Annotated in this window: 18 protein-coding genes; 3 read left to right on the top strand and 15 right to left on the bottom strand. The window is 27.6% G+C overall.

From position 1 onward, the window contains the following. Positions 1–125 precede the first annotated feature (125 nt). Positions 126–1,136 carry a hypothetical protein gene (locus ACFIJ5_RS02260; protein ID WP_379803287.1) on the top strand — a complete coding sequence of 337 codons (1,011 nt, stop codon included), beginning with the start codon at positions 126–128 and terminating at the stop codon, positions 1,134–1,136. 139 nt (positions 1,137–1,275) lie between these two features. Continuing rightward, positions 1,276–1,809 carry a cell wall hydrolase gene (locus tag ACFIJ5_RS02255; protein ID WP_379803284.1) on the top strand — a complete coding sequence of 178 codons (534 nt, stop codon included), beginning with the start codon at positions 1,276–1,278 and terminating at the stop codon, positions 1,807–1,809. A 42-nt stretch (positions 1,810–1,851) separates the two neighbouring features. Here the strand turns inward: ACFIJ5_RS02255 and ACFIJ5_RS02250 are convergent, their stop codons facing one another. From ACFIJ5_RS02250 to ptsP, 4 genes are all read right to left on the bottom strand, one after another. Continuing rightward, positions 1,852–2,712, bottom strand: coding sequence for an NAD(P)/FAD-dependent oxidoreductase (locus tag ACFIJ5_RS02250; RefSeq protein WP_379803281.1), 861 nt, complete (start codon positions 2,710–2,712; stop codon positions 1,852–1,854). Between the two features lie 90 nt (positions 2,713–2,802). Further along, positions 2,803–3,120 (bottom strand): thioredoxin, encoded by a 318-nt coding sequence (trxA, locus tag ACFIJ5_RS02245; protein WP_379803278.1) that lies wholly within the window; start codon positions 3,118–3,120, stop codon positions 2,803–2,805. A 121-nt stretch (positions 3,121–3,241) separates the two neighbouring features. Continuing rightward, on the bottom strand, positions 3,242–4,567 hold the full coding sequence (locus tag ACFIJ5_RS02240) for a tetratricopeptide repeat protein (protein WP_379803276.1): 1,326 nt from the start codon (positions 4,565–4,567) through the stop codon (positions 3,242–3,244). Between the two features lie 149 nt (positions 4,568–4,716). Then, positions 4,717–6,345 carry a phosphoenolpyruvate--protein phosphotransferase gene (gene ptsP / locus ACFIJ5_RS02235; RefSeq protein WP_379803273.1) on the bottom strand — a complete coding sequence of 543 codons (1,629 nt, stop codon included), beginning with the start codon at positions 6,343–6,345 and terminating at the stop codon, positions 4,717–4,719. A 351-nt stretch (positions 6,346–6,696) separates the two neighbouring features. Between ptsP and ACFIJ5_RS02230 the strand changes: the two genes are divergently transcribed. Further along, complete coding sequence (locus tag ACFIJ5_RS02230; RefSeq protein ID WP_379803271.1) at positions 6,697–8,703, top strand: sigma 54-interacting transcriptional regulator; 2,007 nt, start codon at positions 6,697–6,699, stop codon at positions 8,701–8,703. An 813-nt stretch (positions 8,704–9,516) separates the two neighbouring features. Here the strand turns inward: ACFIJ5_RS02230 and pfkB are convergent. From pfkB to ACFIJ5_RS02175, 11 genes are all read right to left on the bottom strand, one after another. Continuing rightward, the gene (pfkB, locus tag ACFIJ5_RS02225) at positions 9,517–10,446 is read right to left on the bottom strand and encodes a 1-phosphofructokinase (RefSeq protein ID WP_379803268.1); all 930 of its coding nucleotides are present in this window, start codon (positions 10,444–10,446) and stop codon (positions 9,517–9,519) included. Between the two features lie 51 nt (positions 10,447–10,497). Then, the gene (locus tag ACFIJ5_RS02220) at positions 10,498–11,256 is read right to left on the bottom strand and encodes a DeoR/GlpR family DNA-binding transcription regulator (protein ID WP_379803266.1); all 759 of its coding nucleotides are present in this window, start codon (positions 11,254–11,256) and stop codon (positions 10,498–10,500) included. Positions 11,257–11,606: 350 nt separating this feature from the next. Next, positions 11,607–12,479, bottom strand: a complete 873-nt coding sequence (citG, locus tag ACFIJ5_RS02215; RefSeq protein ID WP_379803264.1) for a triphosphoribosyl-dephospho-CoA synthase CitG — start codon at positions 12,477–12,479, stop codon at positions 11,607–11,609. After that, positions 12,466–12,981 (bottom strand): citrate lyase holo-[acyl-carrier protein] synthase, encoded by a 516-nt coding sequence (citX, locus tag ACFIJ5_RS02210; protein WP_379803262.1) that lies wholly within the window; start codon positions 12,979–12,981, stop codon positions 12,466–12,468. The genes citG and citX overlap by 14 nt, the downstream gene beginning before the upstream one ends. Positions 12,982–12,983: 2 nt before the next feature. Next, the gene (citC, locus tag ACFIJ5_RS02205; protein ID WP_379803260.1) at positions 12,984–14,030 is read right to left on the bottom strand and encodes a [citrate (pro-3S)-lyase] ligase; all 1,047 of its coding nucleotides are present in this window, start codon (positions 14,028–14,030) and stop codon (positions 12,984–12,986) included. Between the two features lie 114 nt (positions 14,031–14,144). Then, positions 14,145–15,689, bottom strand: a complete 1,545-nt coding sequence (citF, locus tag ACFIJ5_RS02200) for a citrate lyase subunit alpha (RefSeq protein WP_379803258.1) — start codon at positions 15,687–15,689, stop codon at positions 14,145–14,147. Positions 15,690–15,760: 71 nt separating this feature from the next. Next, positions 15,761–16,633, bottom strand: a complete 873-nt coding sequence (locus ACFIJ5_RS02195; RefSeq protein ID WP_379803256.1) for an HpcH/HpaI aldolase/citrate lyase family protein — start codon at positions 16,631–16,633, stop codon at positions 15,761–15,763. Between the two features lie 68 nt (positions 16,634–16,701). Beyond that, positions 16,702–16,971 (bottom strand): citrate lyase acyl carrier protein, encoded by a 270-nt coding sequence (gene citD, locus ACFIJ5_RS02190; protein WP_379803254.1) that lies wholly within the window; start codon positions 16,969–16,971, stop codon positions 16,702–16,704. Between the two features lie 39 nt (positions 16,972–17,010). Continuing rightward, positions 17,011–17,571: a Fe-S-containing hydro-lyase gene (locus ACFIJ5_RS02185; RefSeq protein WP_379803252.1), complete on the bottom strand. Its 561-nt coding sequence runs from the start codon at positions 17,569–17,571 to the stop codon at positions 17,011–17,013. 19 nt (positions 17,572–17,590) lie between these two features. Then, positions 17,591–18,433, bottom strand: a complete 843-nt coding sequence (locus ACFIJ5_RS02180) for a fumarate hydratase (RefSeq protein ID WP_379803251.1) — start codon at positions 18,431–18,433, stop codon at positions 17,591–17,593. Between the two features lie 83 nt (positions 18,434–18,516). Further along, positions 18,517–19,758 carry a methylaspartate ammonia-lyase gene (locus ACFIJ5_RS02175; RefSeq protein WP_379803250.1) on the bottom strand — a complete coding sequence of 414 codons (1,242 nt, stop codon included), beginning with the start codon at positions 19,756–19,758 and terminating at the stop codon, positions 18,517–18,519. Between the last annotated feature and the right edge of the window lie 60 nt (positions 19,759–19,818).

The following is a 19,818-nucleotide window of genomic DNA, read 5'->3' as shown; positions in this document are numbered from 1 at the left end:
ATTATACACTATGATTATTATTTATAGTATAAAAAACATAAACTATTTATTATTAAAAACTTAGAATATTATCTTATTTATGATAATATAAAATAGAAGAAACATTATTAAAGGAGGTATACTATTTGAAAGATTCTACAAAAAAGTTATTAATTAATTTTTCAATCATAATTGGAGTTATAGCCCTTATAATAATTGTATTTTTTAGCACATACTACTTTTCAATAAATAAGTCTTATAAAAGCTATGAAAAAAATATACAAAATATCGTAAACTCCATAAATGAAACAAACAATAATATAGCTAATTTATCTAATTCTGATACATATAACTCTGAACTTGTATCTAAGGAACTCTCAAGTAAAATTCAACATTTAAATGACATAAAATCTAAATTAAATGATTTAAATCCAACAGATAAATATAAAAAATCATATAATCACTTAAATGATGGATTAAAAAATAATATTACTATGTATAATTATTTACTCATTCTAATAAATAAACCACTAGATAAAAATATAGAAAGTTCTATTAAAAAACTTAAACTTTCTAAAGATGATTGTATTAATTACTATTCTATTTTTGATATTAATAATTTGAAAATAACCTTACCAGAAAAAACAATACAATTCGTTAATAACTCCACGAATTATGTTTATGAAAAAATTAGAGTAGAACGTGATAAAGAAATATCTCAAAATCAATTAATAGAATTTTCAAACAACATAGATACCATTTTAAATGATTTTTTAAGCATTAAAACTGATTATCCTTCTATGTTACTTGATGCAAGAAAAAATCTAATAGAATATAAAGAAATAAGTACTTTAATAAATACAAATATTTCAAAATTAAAAACGTTAAAAAGAAATCTTTACAATATAAGCGTACCTGAAAATCAATCAAAAATATACGATTCATTAAAAAATGTTTTTACTACTTATGAATCTTATTTAGAAAGTTTTAAATATTCTTTAGCTATAGAAAAAATTAAAGTTAAAAATACCAATAGTGATATTAAAACTTTTGATAAACTTTATGAAAATCCTAAAAGAAAATTATCAGATACAAATATAAATTATGATAAATTTATTAGCTTATATAAAGAATTTAAAAAAGATATTTATAAATAATTTACTTTTGTATTATTTTTTTTAAAACGGGAATAATATCACTAATCCAACTAAAAGCATGTTTTCCATATCCTATCATTTTTTTACATACTTTATGCCTTTATTGCATATAATTATATGCAGGCAAAGGAGGAAAAAGATGAAAAAAATTGTAACAATATTAATAACACTAATATTTATTTTTACACCTTGTATTAATGCAAAAGGATTAGTGAGCGAAAAAGATGAAAAAAATATAAAAAATTTATATAATGAACAAGAAAATGAAGTTGTAGCAGTTTTCAATGAAAGTAAACCATTATTTATAACAAACAAAGACGTCTACTTAATGGCTCAAGTTGTATATGGTGAAAGTTGCGGTGAACCCTATAGGGGTAAAATTGCAGTAGCCTCTGTTATTCTTAATAGATTAATAAGCTCAAAATTTCCCAATACTGTAGAAGGAGTAGTCAAACAAAAAAAAGCTTTTTCTTGTGTTAAAAATGGATCTATAAACATAGAACCTGATAAAAATAGTTATAATGCTGTACTTGATGCTTTAAAAGGTAAAGATCCAACATCAAAAGCTTTATTCTTTTATAACCCTAAAATATCTACATGTAATTGGATGAAAAACATCTCAAAAAAGAATATTATAACCATAGGTAATCATGTATTCTTTGCAGTAAAATAAAACTAAAACTCATGATTTTACAAAATCATGAGTTTTAGTTTTTTACATTTTGTTATCTAATTTGTTAACAGCATTAAGAGCTGAAACTTGACCTTCTCCCACAGCCTTCATATATTGATAAGGCTTTCCTGTGCAATCTCCACAAGCATAGCATCCTGGTATATTAGTCTCCATCTTTCTATTAACTTTAATATGACCATCTTCTATTTCTAATCCTGGAACAAGTTGATTTGGTGCTACACTATCTTTTAGTATAAATACCCCATCTGTATCAATTTTTTTATCTTTTAATATTAATGTTTGAACCTTCATTTTTCCATTTATCTCAACTGGCATATCTTTAACTATTTCTATGTTTTTATTTATGTTATATTCACTCTTATACATTGGAACATAATATACTTTTGATGCTACTTCGCCCACAAAATTAGCTTCTTCTTCTGCCTCTTTATTATGACCTATTATTGTAACTACTTTATTTCTATATAAAGGAGCATCACAAGTAGCACAATATCCTACTCCTCTTCCTAAAAATTCTTCTTCACCTCTTAATGGTTTTGTAAATTCCATTCCTGTTGCTAAAATAACTTTTTTAGCATCATATGTTTCATTTTTCATCATAAGTGTGAAATATTCTCCCATAGCATATACATTATTAACTTTTTCATATTTTATATCTATATTCATAGATTTTATATGCTGTTCAAACTTTTCTTTAAGTTCTACACCTGTTATATTGTAAAAGCCTAAATAATTATTTATTTTAGGTGCTTTGATAAGTTTATTACTAAAATTTTTATTTCCAAAAACAATTATTTTCTTATTTCTAATTTTTGCATTAATTGCCGCTGATAATCCAGCGGGTCCACTTCCTATTATAGCAATATCATATTTTTCTCCCATTTTCTCACCTCAAAACATACTTTATTTTTAATATAACTTATTAAAAATCATAAATAGGCTGTGTTTCTTAAGAAACTCAGCCTACTCATTTTAGATATGTTGTTCAATTAACATTTTTATATCGTTTTTAGGTCTAAATCCAACCATTGTTTGAGCTACTGAACCATTTTTAAATATCATTACTGTCGGTATACTAGCTATTTGATACTGACCAGCTATTGCTGGATTCTCATCAACATTTACTTTTACAAATTTAGCTTTTCCCTTTAATTCTGTTGATACTTCCTCAATAACTGGTGCAAGCATTTTACAAGGTCCACACCAAGATGCCCAAAAATCTACTACAACTGGCACATTTTGATTTAAAACCTCTGATCCAAAATTCATTTGATTTATTGATTTTACCATATAATCCCTCCATTCATATACCCCTATTGGGTATATTATATATTTATATTCTATATATTATTTTTCTCAAAGTCAATAATTTTAGTAATTATTCTTTATCCATTTTTGATAAGTATTTATACTAATTGTTTATTATTTCTTTCATCTTAGAATTATTATATATAGATTCGGGATAATTTTTTTTAAGTTTATTAGCATACATTTTAGCATCTTCTTTGTTTTTATAAACACTTAATAAAGCTAATTTATAAAGAGTCTCTTCTGCATAATCTCCTTTAGAATAACTCTTTTCATATATTTCATAATATTTTATTGCATTACTTACATCTTCTTGTTTTTCAAAAGTTATTCCTAAGAAGTATACTATATGTGATTTTAAAAAGCTTCCATCTGAAAACCTAAACCCTCTTAAAAGATTCTCTTTAGCTTCATTATAGTTTTCCTTTTGCAAGTACTCTCTACCTTTTTCATAAAAATAGTTAACTCCACTTTCTTTCATAAAATTTATACCTTTTTCATATATAAGTCTATCATTTATTGATAACTCTTCTTTATTACAACTTATCAAAGAATTATATAACTTTATAAATTCTTCATTTTCTATATATTGCTTAACAAGATTAGCTGAAAATTTCACATCAGATTTTTGTTCTTTTGTTTTTATATTATTTACAGCTTTTTTATTAGTTAATTTGTCATTTACTTTTTTATTATTTTCACTTACATCATATGCATGTTTATTAGTATTGTTCTTATATTTATCTTTTTTATCTTTCACTTTCTCAGAATTAACATAGTTTTTTACTTTTGATGAAGAAATATTTTTATATACATAACATATTCCTAAAATTAATCCAATAACTATTATTCCAACTATAACTTTTTTATAATTATTTTTATTTTTAATTATTCCATATTCTTTAAGTTTACTTTTTGTATTATTAGCCATTAAATTATTTTTATCTATTTTTAAAACTTTATTCAAATATGTAATACACTTATTATATTCTCCCTTTTTCACGTAACACATAGCTATATAATTATTTATATTAATACAATTATAATCACTAATTTCACATCGTTGAAAAAGTTTAAGTGATTCATTAACATTTATAGCTTCATATAATTTTACAGCCTCACTATAAATATTAAATTTTTCTTCATCATTTTTACTATCTTTTAAATATTTTTTTGATATTTCATCTTTATTATATTTATAATTTATTTCCCATACTCTTTGAGCTGCATTCAAATCGCCTTTAAAATAATGCATAAGTCCTTTAAAATTTAAAGCTGCTCTATTTCTTCTATTTACATTTATACTTTTATCACAAATTTCTATTGCCTTATCTATATAACCAGAATTATAAAGTTTAACTGCTTTTTTATACAACTTAGAAGATTTATCCATTTTATCACCTTTACTTATTTCATCATTTAGACTCATATTGTTATACTTATTTAACCTTTTACATTTTTTTATTCTATATACAATTAATATTATATACTAAATATTGCCTGCATGTAAAAAAGTAAAAATCTTTATTAAAAAAAATTAATCCCAGATAAGAAATCTTATCTGGGATTAGTGTTTTTTTATTTAACTTCTGTATTCATTATAATTTGTTTAGCTTTTAATATAGAAGTAGCGCTCATTGAAAACTCATCTAAACCATATTCAACAAGTGTTGGTATAACTCTTTCATCACCAGCAACTTCTCCACACATTCCACACCATTTACCTGCTCTATGTGCAGCTTCTATAGTGTTCTTTATAAGTGCTAATATTGCTGGATGTAGTGGATTGTATAAGTATGATACTTTTTCATTCATTCTGTCTGCTGCTAATGTATATTGAATTAAGTCATTTGTTCCTATACTGAAGAAATCTGCATATTTAGCAAATTCATCTGCAGCAACTGCAGCTGCTGGTATTTCAACCATCATACCAACTTCTAAATTTTCATTAAAATCTTTTCCTTCAGCTTTTAATTCATCCATACATTCTTTTAATACAGCTTTAGCTTGTATAAACTCATCAACAGAAGAAATCATTGGGAACATTATTTTAATGTTACCATAAGCTGATGCTCTTAATAAAGCTCTTAATTGAACTTTAAATATATCTTTTCTATCTAAACATAATCTTATTGCTCTGTATCCTAAGAAAGGATTCATTTCTTCTGGTAATGGTAAATATGGAAGTTGTTTGTCTCCACCTATATCAAGTGTTCTTATAACTACAGGTCCACCATTAGTTTTTTCTGCAACATATTTATATGATTCAAATTGTTCTTCTTCTGATGGCATATCTTCTCTATCCATATATAGGAATTCTGTTCTAAATAATCCTACTCCATCTCCACCGTTTTCTAAAACTTGGTGAATATCTTCTGCTTTTCCTATATTTCCAACAATTTCAACATGTTTTCCTGCTTTTGTAACAGTTTTTATATTTATTAATTTTTTAAGTTCTTCTTTCTCTTTTGCATAAGCTTCTTTCTTTTCTTCATATTTCTTTATAGTTTCTTCATTTGGATTAACTTCTACTATTCCTTCTACACCATCAACAATTACTAAATCTCCGTCTTTTACACTTTCAGTTATATCTTTAAGACCAACTACAGCTGGTATCTCAAGTGTTCTAGCCATTATAGCACTATGAGAAGTTCTTCCTCCTATGTTTGTTAAAAACGCTATAACCTTATTTCTATCTAATTGAGCAGTATCTGAAGGTGTTAAATCATGAGCTACTAATATTGTATTTTCATCTAAGCTATCAAAATCTACACCTTTTACTCCAGCTAAGTTATTTAATATTCTCTTACCTACGTCTTTTACATCAGCAGCTCTTTCTCTCATGTACTCATCTTCCATAGCTGCAAATATTCCCATATACATATCTATAACATCTTGAAGTGCTTTTTCTGCATTCACACTATTTGAGTCTATATTCATTTCTATTGCACCAGTAAATTCTGGATCATCTAAAAGCATCATATGACTTTCAAAAACTGCAGCTTTATCTGCACCTACTTCTTTTTCTGCTTTTTCCTTAATTTTCATTAATTGCTCTCTTGAAGCTTCTACAGCTTCTTTTAATCTTGCTTTTTCAGCACCAATATCTTCAATTTTCTTTTCTACTATTTGAACTTCCTCATCAGTTTTTATAACTACTTTACCAATCGCATATCCTTTAGATGCTGAAATACCTTCTTTAATCATTATAAAATTCCTCCCCAACTACTATTTATATTCTAATTTTAAGTATGTGTCAAAAAATGATGTTTTATGTTTAACTATGTAACCAAATATAAGTTATGAGCAATTTTTATGCCAAAAAAATATTTTTCTAGTAAATTCGTTGAAAATCAACAAATCAAACAATTTAAAATATATTCATTATAATTAATACTTGATAAATTTTATCAACTTAAATATTTGATTAATGTCAATTACTAATATTATATCACTAAAAACTGTAGATTAACTACAATAAGTATAGTAAAATATATATTGATATTTTTTATCAATACAATTTTAAAATATTGATATTTTTTATCAAGGAGGTGTCGTATGATTAAAAAAAACGTTGAAATTAACATTGAAAGTGGTATACATACAAGAATAGCTGCTATGATAGTGGATAAAGCTTCTCAGTTAAAGTCGAAATATAATGTAAATATTTATATAAAAAAATCAAATTCTAGTTCTCAACCATTGGCAATAAGTATGTTGGCTTTGTTATCACTAAAAATTAAACAAGGTGAAATTGTAGAATTTTATTGTAAAAATAACTCCCTAGCAGCTGAAAAAGCGCTATTTGAAATTTGTGAATTTGTTAATATTGATCTTAATGACAATAATATGTCGAAAATAGATGCAATAATTCAAGAAAATACAATTGCTAACGAACAGATTATAAGTAATATTCCTATTGGTATAATTGTTATAGATACCAATTCACACATAACTAGCGTAAATGAATATGCTCTTAGAATAATTGATGACTGCTTAGAAAATGTTTGTGGAAAATATATTACTGATATAATTCCAACCTCTGATTTACCTACCATTGTAAAGAACAAAGAACATCATTTAGGTAAAATTCAACATATAAATAATAATATTGTAATTGTAAATAGAGCTCCTATTCTAGGTAAAAACAATAAAATTCTAGGAGCTATAGGTATATTCCAAGATATTTCTGAACTTATAGGAATAAAAGAGTTAAATGAAAAATTCATAAAAATTTTGGAAGCATCACACGATTTGATATGTTTTGTAAATGATGATAGAAAAATAAGTTATATTAATCCTGCATATGAAAAAAACTTTAATTTAAGTAAAAATAATATCCTTGGCATAGATTTAAAAGCTATATCTCCCAATGGTCTCAGAATGAAAGCTTTTAAAAACAGAAAAAAATTAGATAATATAATTTATAAAAAAGATAATATAGATTTAATTTCTACTGTAGAACCTATATTTATAGATAATGATTTTAAGGGTATTATTTCAATTTCTAGACCTGTTAATGAAATGAAAGAGCTATTGAATAAGCTTGAAAAATCTGAAGAAGAATTAAATTATTATAAAGATGAAATTAGACGACAAGCCTTATTAAATGGTTCTTTTCAAGATATAATAGGAACAAGTGGCTGTCTAAAAGAGGTTTTATATATATCAGAAAAAGCCTCTCATTCTACTTCTACTGTACTTATACGAGGTGAAAGTGGAACTGGCAAAGAACTTATTGCTAAAGCTATTCATTATAATAGTGATAGAAGTGAAAAACCTTTTGTGAGAGTAAATTGCGCTGCTATTCCTGAAAATCTTTTAGAAAGTGAATTATTTGGTTATGAAAAGGGAGCATTTACAGGTGCTTATAAAAGTAAGCCTGGTAAATTCACCTTAGCAAATGAAGGAACAATATTTTTAGATGAAATTGGAGATATGCCTCTTTCTATGCAAGTAAAACTATTAAGAGTTTTACAAGAAATGGAGTTTGAAAGTGTAGGTGGAATAATTTCTAAAAAAGTGGATGTAAGAGTTATTGCGGCAACTAATAGAAATTTAGAAGAAATGATGAAAAATGGTGAATTCAGAGAAGATTTATATTATAGATTAAATGTTATCTCAATAAATCTACCTCCTCTTCGAAATAGAAAAGAAGATATAAATTTGTTAAGTGAACATTTTATGAAAAAAATAAGTAAAAAATTAAATAAGAAAATTAAAGGTATGGATGCAGCTTGTTTAAAATATCTAGAACAATATAAATGGCCTGGTAATATTAGAGAATTAGAAAATATAATAGAAAGAGCCATAAATATGTGTGAAGATTATGTTATCACCACTAAGGACTTGCCTTTTTACATAACTAACATAAATAAAGAAAAAAATCATCTTATAAATTTAAAAAATGATGAAATTTTACCCTTAGAAAAATATGAAAAAGAAATAATAAGTTTAGCTATGAAAAAATATGGCAGTTACAATAAAGCTGGAAAAGCTTTAGGCGTAACTCACAGAACTGTAGCACTAAAATGTAAAAAATATGGAATTATCAAAGATGAATAATCCAACTTTCGCAGATGAAAAACAGTCACCGTGGAAAATGATATATTTCCCTAAAACATTTCACTTTAAAAATAATTAATAGTTAATAACTCAACTTTCGCAGGTAAAAAACAGCCGCTACGTGAAATGATATCTTGCTTAGAAACCTTTCACTTCAGTAACAAGTTCTAAATTTTACTCATATTGAAAAAAGATTTTTTAATTAATATTCCATAGGAATCAGTAATTAAAAAATAACTTTTTTCAAATTCGTAAAACTAAGAACTTGTAAACTTTGTTCAAATGTTTCTTACGCAATATATCATTTCCCTTTGCTAAGCAGTATTTTTTTACTGCGAAAGTTAAGTTAATAATGAATAATTAATAACTCAACTTTCGCAGGTGAAAAACAGCCGCTGCGGGAAATGATATCTTGCTTAGAAACCTTTCACTTCAGTAACAAGTTCTAAGCTTTACTCATATTGAAAAAAGATTTTTTAATTAATATTCCATAGGAATCAGTAATTAAAAAATAACTTTTTTCAAATTCGTAAAGCTAAGAACTTGTAAACTTTGTTCAAATGTTTCTTACGCAAGATATCATTTCCCTTCGCTAGACAGTATTTTTTTACTGCGAAAGTTGAGTTAATAATAAAGGGAATTTTTTCTTTAGAAAAAATAAGTAATATATAATTTAAGATTTTTGCTAAAGCAAAAATTAACCTTAATTATTAATTCTCAATTATCATTTGATATCCTACACACTATATAGATATTTACCACATGTAATAAGTATCTTGATTATACGAAATTAATTACATTTTTGTATATCTATTATTTTTTGTTTACTACCTTAATCATATCAAAAATTTTATTTACATCTTCCAAATTACATGCTTCAGTTCCCTCTAAAGTTACTGATGACGTACCACAAGCAACTGCAAATTTTAGCGTTTCTTCATTACTATAGTTATTAACTATACTATAAATAATTGCAGCAACCATAGAATCTCCTGCTCCAACAGTACTCTTAACATCTACCTTTATACCTTCTGCAGAATACACTCCTTTTTTAGTTATATATAGCGCTCCTTTTTCACCCAAAGAAATTAACACTTCGATTCCTTCATCATTAAGTTTTTTTCCTGCTCTTATTAACTCTTCTTCACTATCATTTTTTAAATTTAAAAGCTTCATAAGTTCATGATTATTAGGTTTAATAATATCTGGTTTTGATTTTATGCCTTCTTTTAAAAGTTCTCCATCTGCATCTAATATTGTTAAAGCTCCTTTTTCTTTTGCTATTTCTATTAACTTAGCATATATATTCTTAGGAATATTAGGACTCACTCCTCCAGATAAAACTACTATATCTCCATCGTTACACATTTGCTTAAATTCATCAATAAAACCCTCTAGCATTTCTTTATTTATGTTAGGACCTGCTTCATTTACATCTGTATAAATTTCATTAACCTTATCTACAATTTTAGTATTCGTTCTCGTGTTTCCATCTATCTTAACAAATTGCGTCTCTATCCCTCTTTTATTTAACTCTTCTATAAAATTTTTTTCCCATATACCTCCAAGAAATCCTGTACAAATTGAATCCACCTTGAAATTTTTTAATACCTTAGATACATTAATACCTTTTCCACCAATATCGTATCTTATATTGGATACTCTATTCACACTCCCAAGTTGAAAATTATTAATCACTACAGTTTTATCCATAGCTGGATTTAAGGTAACAGTTAATATCATCTTTAGTTCCCCTCCTTATTTTTAATATAAAATTATTCATCTTATGAATACCTACACAGTTATCATTTCCACTCCAGCATTTATATAATCTTTAATTATATTTTCATCTATATCATTAGTAGTTATAATTTTATCTATATCCTTCAAATTACAAACAACAGATAATGAAACTTTATCAAACTTTGAACTATCTGATACAACTATTATTTTTTTACTTACCTCTATCATAGTTCTTTTAGTTTGTGCTTCAATAAAATTAGGAGTAGTTACCCCTTCTTTTATTGAAATACCATTAGCACCTAAAAACACCTTATCCACACGAAAATTCCTTAGTATCTTTTCTGTAATAGGACCTACCATAGCTCTTGTATGTAATCTTAAATTTCCTCCCGTAACTATTAACTCTATTCCTTTCTTATTTAAAAGTTCAGTCGCAATATCAATAGAATTTGTAATTACTGTTATGTTCTTAGCTTTAATATTTTTGGCTATTTCCAAAATTGTAGTTCCACAATCTAAAATTACAGTATCATTATCTTTAATTAAATCTGCTGCAGCCTTTCCAATATTAGACTTTTCCAAATTCTTTTCTTGTTTCTTTTCTTCAAATGAAGGTTCAAAACTTGTTTTTTCTACTGTAACAGCACCTCCGTGGGTTCTTTCTAAAAGGTTATTAGCCTCCATTTCTTGAAGATCCCTTCTTATGGTAGATTCAGACACATTAAGTAGTTCACAAACCTGACTAACTTTTATACTATTTTTGTCTTTTAATAATTCCAATATTTTTTGTTGTCTTTCTCTGGCAAACACATTATCACTCTCACTTTGATTGTTTATGATTGTTTATGATTGAATTTGATTGTTTTATGTTATTTTATAATAAGATAATATTTAAGTCAAGTTATTATTTTGCAACTCAACTTTGGCAGTAAAAAAATACTGCTTAGCAAAGGGAAATGATATATTGCGTAAGAAACATTTAAACAAAGTTTACAAGTTCTAAGTAAGATATCATTTCCCGTAGCGGCTATTTTTCATCTTTGAAAGTTAATTCACATAATAAGAATAACATTTAGTAAAGTTTGTTCTAACCTTATCAAAATTAAATCATTTTATAATACAAAATCCAGAAGTTTTTTAAGCTTCTGGATTTTGTATTACTATATATTTAAATGTTTTTTAACCAAATAGAAAAATACTGTTACTGCTAAGATATCTGCAACTCCGCCCGGACTAATACCTCTTTCCACAAATTCCTTAGCTAAATTTTCTACAGCCTGTCTTCCTTTTTCACTTCTCATTCCACCTAAACTAATTATATATTTAGCTTTACTTTGAATTTCATTCAAAACTTCTATACTATGTCTATGTAATACATTTGTATCTTCACAGTACTGCATAATCTGTATTAATGTGTGTACTAACCTATCGTTATTACTTAAGTCGCTATTTTTTTCATAACACTGCAGAGAATATTCAAAAACTATAGGAATCCCTTTTTCCACTTCTCCACGTATTCCAGCAATACCATATTTCTTATATAACTTCTCACCATAAGTTAATGTTTTGTTTTCATTATTTGTATTCTTTATACTTTCTAATTCATTTTTTACTACACCTTTAGCCATATTCTGTATCACATTTTTTATATCTTTGAAACTCTTTCCTTCATGTATTACTTTTCCTACAGCAACACAAGATATACCCATTAAAAAAATCATTCCTTTATGAGTGTTAATTTTATGAGTATTGTCAAACATGTATTTTTCAGCTTCCATTCCTAATTTTCTAGCCTTTTGAAAAATTATTCTCTCACTCTCATTGCTAAAACCATGCTGTACAAACAATGTCATATACTTCATAAGAGAACAGCTGCTGTCTAGAAATGTATAATAATTCATATCTTTATGAGCTCCACATGATACAGGTGTAACTAATCCTGGTTTAGGAAACGCTGTAACTTCATATAACATAGATTTTACTGCAAAACTTGCTATTTCAAATGCTTTATCGCATATATTATAATTTTTCATGAAACGTCTCCACATATTCTTCATATTTTTTTTGTATAAAATTTATTATTTCATTCTGGCTATGTTTTTGTGATCTAACACATATATGTGCAGGTTCTCCACAAATATAACATTTTCTTTCACTATACCCTAGTTCAGTTCTACTTATACTTTTTCCATATTCATCATATACATCCACATCAATGCATCTTCCAAGTATATGTTTTTCTTCAATTTCAATACACAGCTTTTTTGTTTCCAATGATTCTCCATTTATACTCATTAAAATAATTGGACCTTCTGGTGAAAACTTTATAATCTTACAATGTATATCATATTGAAATATACCTGAAACTATTTTATCTATAGCTTCCATTAATTTTCTTGTTAATTTATTATCTTTATTCACTCCAGGGTAATTTACTCTTATCGCTATTAATGGCAATTTAAATTTATGAATCATTTCATTTTGAAATTCTACTCTTTTTTCTCTAGCATCTAATATTTCTTTAGGTGTATACATAGCTAATGTGGAGAATTACTATATTTTATCTTCTCCATTATCTCCTTCCCTTTATCTGTATTAAAAAATTCTAGCGTAACTCTAGGAACAAACTTACTTATTTCTTCTATTTCATTATTTCTTATTAATTCTCTTACCTTTGATGCACTTATTATAGTATCATTAATTTCTTTTCTTTTTAATTGTTCAAGTTCAATCCCATATTTATATAATTGATTTTTTAATGCTTTATTATATTCCCTAGTAACATTACAATATGGTTCCTCCCCTACAAACCTTCTTACAATATTTAATTTTTTACAAAAATACTCTCCAAATATATTTGCATCTAGCTTAGTATAGGCTTGAAGTCTTTCATCTTCTTTCCTTAAAAAATATGATGGAAATGTAGCAGAAGATATTATATATTCCGTTCCAGGAACCACCTTGACGTTTCTCAAATGTGCTACTCCTTTTTTTACTAATGAATATCTTACATCAAAAGGGAAAAGTGATTTATTTTCTTGAACTATAAAAACCAAAACTTCTTCGCTTTGTTTTGATGCTTGTTCTATCAAGTATTTATGCCCTAACGTAAATGGATTACAATTCATAACTATTGCAGATTTCTTTTGCGTTATATTAATATTATTTTTTTTAATTAAATTATTCAAACAATTATTAATATTATAAACCCCATTTTCTAATAATGCTACTTTTTCCACCTCATATATTAATTTAAAATTTAAAGATGAAAAAATTTCTATATTTTTAGGTTTAGTAAAAATGAAATTATGATATACTCCCTCTTCAAAAGACTTATTAATTAGATCAGTTATTAATTTAGATGTTATTCCGTCTCCTTGTAATTTAGGATCTATAGCAAAACATTTAAATACACTTTTAGCTTTAGAACAAGTTGCAGCTATCTTATTTCCTTTATCTCTTAATACAATAGTATAATCTACATCATTATCCAATATTAAATCAAACTTATTTAAAAATTCATTTACCTCTTGTCTTTCATTATAATCTTTTAAGTTTATTTTCTGCAACTTTAAATCATACATTAATAATTACCCCTTTTTAAGCAATGTAACATCACCTTTTTACCTTTGCAAAAAACTTTAAACTATATTGATTAAAATTGTGACCATACTACAAATTGAAAATTAACAATTCAGCTAATTTTCTATAGGTTTTCTTACTACATCAATTACAGTACCGTCTCTATATTCAACTACTGCAACTACTTCATCTGTAAACTGTATTGGTTTTGGTTTTCCTGTCATTTTTTCAGCTATTTCTTTTAATTCTTCAATTGTCATTACAGGTAATTTAGTTTCTTTTAGTCTTTCTACCAAATCTGTTCTTTTTGGATTTACTGCAATTCCTCTCTCAGTTACAAGTACATCTATGCTTTCTCCTGGTGTTGTTACTGTTGTAACTCTATCTTTTATTATTGGAAGTCTTGCTTTCATAAGATTAGTTACAACTATAGCAAGTTTAGAACCTGCTGCAGTATCACTATGTCCACCAGAACCGCCCATAATTATTCCATCAGAACCTGTTGTAACGTTTACGTTAAAGTTTGTATCTATTTCTGTTGCTCCTAAAATCATTACATCAAGATTATTAGCTACACAACCTTTATTATGAGGATTTCCATACATTGAAGCTGACATTCCTTGATGTTTTACATTATTTTTATATGATTGAATTGCTTTTAAATCAAAACATTGTACATCAAATATATTTCTAAATAATCCTTCTTCAAGCATTTCTACTGTATAACCTGTTACTCCACCTGCTGCAAAACTTCCTGTAATATCTTCTCTTTTCATTATTTCTTTAAGTTCTGCTGCAACAGCAAGTGAACTTCCACCTGCACCTGTTTGAAATGATATACCGTCTTTTAAAAGTCCAGATGCCTTTATAACTTTTGACGCCATTTTAGCTATTTTAAGTCCTACTGGATCTTTTGTTATTTTAGTAGTTCCAGATACTATACCTTTAGGGTCTCCTATACAATCAACTTTTACTACATAATCAACATGATGTTGACTTATTTCTATTGGACATGCCGGATATGGAACAAGATTATCTGTTACAGCTACTACTTTATCTGCATATTCTGCATCAGGAATAACATATCCAAGTGAACCACAAGCAGCTGGTCCTTCCACGCCATTTATATTTCCATAATTATCTGCAGTTGGTGCTGCAATAAACGCAACATCTATATGTAATTCTCCACTTTCTATAGCTCTAGCTCTTCCACCGTGTGTATGCATTATAGCTGGTCTCTTTAAGTATCCTAATGACACTGCTCTCGCTACTGGACCTGACATATAATTTGCACATAATCCTGTAACAACTCCATCTTTTATATACTCCACAAGTGGAGCATGAACAGGAAATATTGAACTTGCTGCTATGGTTATATCTTTTATTCCTCTTTTAGCAATAGCATCTACTACTCTATTTAATACATGGTCACCGTTTCTTAAATGATGGTGAAAAGATATTGTCATTCCATCTTTTATTTCAACTTTATCTAAAGCTTCTTCTATACTATTTAATACTTTATTATCACCTGGTTCTACACTTTTAACTTTTATATCACTTATTGCTTTTATACCTTTATTTGCAAAAGCTCCTTTAAAAGGTTCTACTTTCTTATATCCATCTATTTTTTCAGGTATTTCCCTGCCTAATACATTCTTCATGTTATTCACCTCATATTCTTGTAAAATAATAAATTATTTATGAATAATACACTCTTACATTACAAAGTTTCTTAAAGTAAATTTAACATTTTTGCTAACTCATAAGTTGTCTTTGCTCTATTTATTACTGGAGCATCTACCATTTTGCCATCTAATGCAAATACTCCTTTTCCTTCTTTTTCTGCTTCTTCTTTAGCTTGTAATACTCTTACTGCATATTTTATTTCTTCTTCCATTGGTGCAAATACTGAATGAATTGTATCTATTTGTCTTGGATTTATAGATGATTTACCAGTCATACCAAGTGATTTTGCTTTTTTTGTGTCCTCTTCTAATCCTTTGTAATCGTTTGTATCTGTAAATGGCGTATCTATGGCATCTACTTTCATCGCTCTGCATGCTGTAGCAACTCTATTTCTTGCATATAAAATTTCATCACCTTTTTTTGTTCTCTTAACTCCAAAATCAGATGTTAAATCTTCCCCGCCTAAAAGTACTCCTTGAACTCTTTTTGAGGCTCCAATTACATCATACACAGTTTCAAGTCCAAACGCTGTTTCAATAAGAGCAAATAATTTAATACTTCCCTTTTCAAATCCTTCTTCATCTTCTATCTTATTTAATACTTCATCTACTTGCTTCATTTGTTCTTCTGTAGCCTTCGGTATCATTAAAACTTCTGGTTTAACTCTAGCTATTACATCTATATCTTTTGGTCCAAACTCTGTATCCAATGGATTTACTCTTACTACTACTTCAACACCTGAATAATCTATATTTTTTATAGCTTCACTAACTAATAATCTAGCACTATCTTTTTCTGTTATACTAACAGCATCCTCTAAGTCAAGTATAATTGAATCCGCACCTAAAATACCTGCATTTTGAAGCATTCCTGGATTGTTCCCTGGCATAAATAACATAGTTCTTCTTAACTTTTTCATATTTCCACCTCATTTTTACCATATTAAAAATCATATAACTTCTTTGGATGAATCTAATATAATCATTTTTAATTATCCAATGCTCTATTAATTGCTGTTTCTACTCTTGCTTTTATTGTATAATCTAAAGCTCCTTTGTCTTGAGCCTTAATTTTTACATCTTCTACATTTAATTCTTTTAATTTATTCATTATTGTTTCTTTTATTGTATCTCCAAACTGCTTCATTACAATACTTTCAAGTTCTATTTCAATGCCACCTTCATCATTTGGCATAACCATAACTAATATATCATTTGATTCTAAAGTACCTGCTTTTGCTACTTTTTCTATTTTCATTTTCTCACCTACTCTACATTTTTTTTAAATTCAATAATACTATTTTTCCATAGATTTTAGGTATGCATCTTGACCTTCTTTATAAAGATTATTTCCTTTACTATCTATAACAACAACTACTGGTAAATCTTCTACTTCTAATTTTCTTACAGCTTCTGCTCCTAAATCTTCATAGGCTATCAATTCTGCTTTTTTTACACTTTTTCCTATAAGTGCAGCCGCACCACCTATTGCAGCAAAATATACTCCTTTATTTCTAACTATTGCATCTATAACCTCTTTTGATCTTAATCCTTTACCTATCATACCTCTTAACCCTTCATCTAATAATCTTGGTGCATAAGGGTCCATTCTATAACTTGTAGTTGGTCCTGCTGAACCTAATGCTTTACCTGGTTTTGCTGGTGTTGGCCCAACATAATATATTATTCCATCTTTTATGTCCATTGGGAGTTCTTTTCCCTCATCTAAAAGTTTTACAAGTCTAGCATGAGCAGCATCTCTAGCTGTATATATAGTACCTGAAATAAGTACAGCATCTCCTATTTTTAAATCTTTAACTTTTTCTTCTGTTAAAGGAGTTGTTATTCTTTTTTCCATTTTAAAATCCCCCTTCGCCCTAAAGTTCAACTTCAGCATGTCTTGTAGCATGACAATTAATATTAACTGCTACAGGAAGTCCTGCTATGTGTGTTGGATAAGTTTCAATATTTACAGCTAATGTTGTAGTTTTTCCTCCAAATCCTTGTGGTCCAATACCTAATTCATTTATTTTTTCCAATAATTCTTGCTCTAAATCAGCATAGAATTTTTTTGAGCTTCTTTGCGTTATAGGTCTTATTAAAGCTTTTTTAGCAAGGTTTGCAGCTCTATCAAAAGTACCTCCTATACCAATTCCTATAACCGTTGGTGGACATGGATTAGGTCCAGCTTCTTTAACAACTTTTAAAATAAATTCTTTAACCCCTTCAATTCCATCTGCAGGTTTTAGCATTTTTATCTGACTCATATTTTCTGAACCAAACCCTTTTGGTGCAACTGTTATTTTTAACTTATCACCAGAAACAATATTGTAATAAATAACTGCTGGTGTATTATCTTTAGTATTAACTCTATCTAATGGGTCATTAACAACAGATTTTCTTAAATAACCTGATATATATCCTTCTGCTACACCTTTATTTATAGCTTCCTCTAAACTTCCCCCTATTATGTGAACATCTTGCCCAATTTCTACAAACACACAAGCCATCCCTGTATCTTGACACATTGGCATTTTTTCATCTCTAGCAATTTCTGAATTTACAATTATTTTATCCAATATTCCCTTTGCAATATCCCAATTTTCTTCTTTTCTTACTTCATTAAGTCTATTTTTTATATCATCATTAAGATAATAATTAGCATCAATACACATCTTACTTACTGCTTTTGTTATATCATTTACATTTATTTCACGCATATAAATCCCTCCTATTCATCCTACTACATATGCTTAAAAGGCAGTTTTACAAACCGCCTTTTAAGTAACCACATACATGTTTTTTATTTTCTTCTATTAGTAAGAGCAATTACTCTATTCATTTCATTATTAACGATCATGTAACCTTCATCAACACCCATTCCAGGTTTAGCAAGGCATTGGTCTGCTCCACAAGCTATTGCTATATTAGTTGTAACTTCTGCTGATCTATTAGTTTCATTACAAGTTCCTCCACAATAAGCTCCTACACCTTTTCTCTTGCAATATAATATAGATTCAATTATATTATTAACTCCACCAAGGTCTGGTGTTTTTATTTGAAGCATATGTCCTGCTTTATTATCTGCAAAGAATTTAACATCTTCGAATGTGTTACACCATTCATCTGCAACTAATTCAACGTTTACTCCTCTTCTATCTAGTTCTGCTGTTAAATCTCTTAATGATTCCATTTGTTTTTGTCTTTCTTCAACATCCATTGGTCCTTCAATTCTTAATTTAAATGGTTTTGCAGCTTCTCCTAATTTCTCTAAATAATCTGCCATTTTCTTTGTATCGTAATCAAATGCAACACCTATAGTTCCATATACATCAACATGGAATACTGGAGAATAACTTTCATCAGTTCTTAATTCAAGAACTCTATTACTTAACCATTTTACATATTTACATAATTTTTCTCCATCTTCGCCTAACTTTTCTTTAACGTTATTTATAAGTGCATGTGGCATTACTTCAGCACCCTTTATTATCATCTTATCAGAATTGTCATATCTATCATCACCTGATTGAGTAAATATTGGAATTCTCTTTATGTCTACTCCAGTTTTATATTCATCTCTTACAACTTCAGCCATTGTAACTTTTTTTGATTTTGCAACAGCATCAAGTAAAGCTTGAGTTATTCCGTATCTTATAGCAGTATGTAATCTTTTACCATTAACTTGCATTTTATCAAATTCTTCTGCTAGTTCTTTAAAATTATTTAATTCTCTTCCTATTAACTTTGGAGCTATTTGTTTTTCTATAACTGGAATAAAATCTTCTGCTAAAAATAATGGGTCTCTTCCACCTGCTCCTGAATATTGAACTGCTGCACAATCACCATATGCAACTTGTCCATCTTCAAGAATCATCATAACTGAAATTGATTCTCCTGCTTGTCTTACTGCTTTAAAACCATCTGTTACTGGTTCTCCAACATAAGTAAATCCATCATGTTTAGCACCTTTCTTTATAGCTCTTTGGTCATCAAAATAAAATCCTGTTTTACCTGCTGAACATACAACATCAATAATTTTCATAGTTTTTCACCTTTCCCTCTATAAGTTTTTATTATTTTATATATAAATTTAAATATCTCC

The sequence above is a fragment of the Haloimpatiens myeolchijeotgali genome, from assembly GCF_042688525.2.
Taxonomy (GTDB): Bacteria; Bacillota; Clostridia; order Clostridiales; family Clostridiaceae; genus Haloimpatiens.
The sequence above is the reverse complement of the archived record's forward strand: the minus strand, read 5'-3'. Positions and strand labels throughout refer to the sequence as shown.

What these genes read in the sequence shown, in the direction of transcription:
- citF (WP_379803258.1), bottom strand. Translation starts at nt 15,689, where the DNA reads ATGAAGAATGTATTAGGCAGGGAAATACCTGAAAAAATAGATGGATAT.
- ACFIJ5_RS02230 (WP_379803271.1), top strand. Translation starts at nt 6,697, where the DNA reads ATGATTAAAAAAAACGTTGAAATTAACATTGAAAGTGGTATACATACA.
- ACFIJ5_RS02175 (WP_379803250.1), bottom strand. Translation starts at nt 19,758, where the DNA reads ATGAAAATTATTGATGTTGTATGTTCAGCAGGTAAAACAGGATTTTAT.
- citX (WP_379803262.1), bottom strand. Translation starts at nt 12,981, where the DNA reads ATGTATACACCTAAAGAAATATTAGATGCTAGAGAAAAAAGAGTAGAA.
- ACFIJ5_RS02255 (WP_379803284.1), top strand. Translation starts at nt 1,276, where the DNA reads ATGAAAAAAATTGTAACAATATTAATAACACTAATATTTATTTTTACA.
- citG (WP_379803264.1), bottom strand. Translation starts at nt 12,479, where the DNA reads ATGAAAAATTATAATATATGCGATAAAGCATTTGAAATAGCAAGTTTT.
- ACFIJ5_RS02240 (WP_379803276.1), bottom strand. Translation starts at nt 4,567, where the DNA reads ATGAGTCTAAATGATGAAATAAGTAAAGGTGATAAAATGGATAAATCT.
- trxA (WP_379803278.1), bottom strand. Translation starts at nt 3,120, where the DNA reads ATGGTAAAATCAATAAATCAAATGAATTTTGGATCAGAGGTTTTAAAT.
- ACFIJ5_RS02180 (WP_379803251.1), bottom strand. Translation starts at nt 18,433, where the DNA reads ATGCGTGAAATAAATGTAAATGATATAACAAAAGCAGTAAGTAAGATG.
- ptsP (WP_379803273.1), bottom strand. Translation starts at nt 6,345, where the DNA reads ATGATTAAAGAAGGTATTTCAGCATCTAAAGGATATGCGATTGGTAAA.
- citD (WP_379803254.1), bottom strand. Translation starts at nt 16,971, where the DNA reads ATGAAAATAGAAAAAGTAGCAAAAGCAGGTACTTTAGAATCAAATGAT.
- pfkB (WP_379803268.1), bottom strand. Translation starts at nt 10,446, where the DNA reads ATGATATTAACTGTTACCTTAAATCCAGCTATGGATAAAACTGTAGTG.
- citC (WP_379803260.1), bottom strand. Translation starts at nt 14,030, where the DNA reads ATGTATGATTTAAAGTTGCAGAAAATAAACTTAAAAGATTATAATGAA.
- ACFIJ5_RS02250 (WP_379803281.1), bottom strand. Translation starts at nt 2,712, where the DNA reads ATGGGAGAAAAATATGATATTGCTATAATAGGAAGTGGACCCGCTGGA.
- ACFIJ5_RS02195 (WP_379803256.1), bottom strand. Translation starts at nt 16,633, where the DNA reads ATGAAAAAGTTAAGAAGAACTATGTTATTTATGCCAGGGAACAATCCA.
- ACFIJ5_RS02185 (WP_379803252.1), bottom strand. Translation starts at nt 17,571, where the DNA reads ATGGAAAAAAGAATAACAACTCCTTTAACAGAAGAAAAAGTTAAAGAT.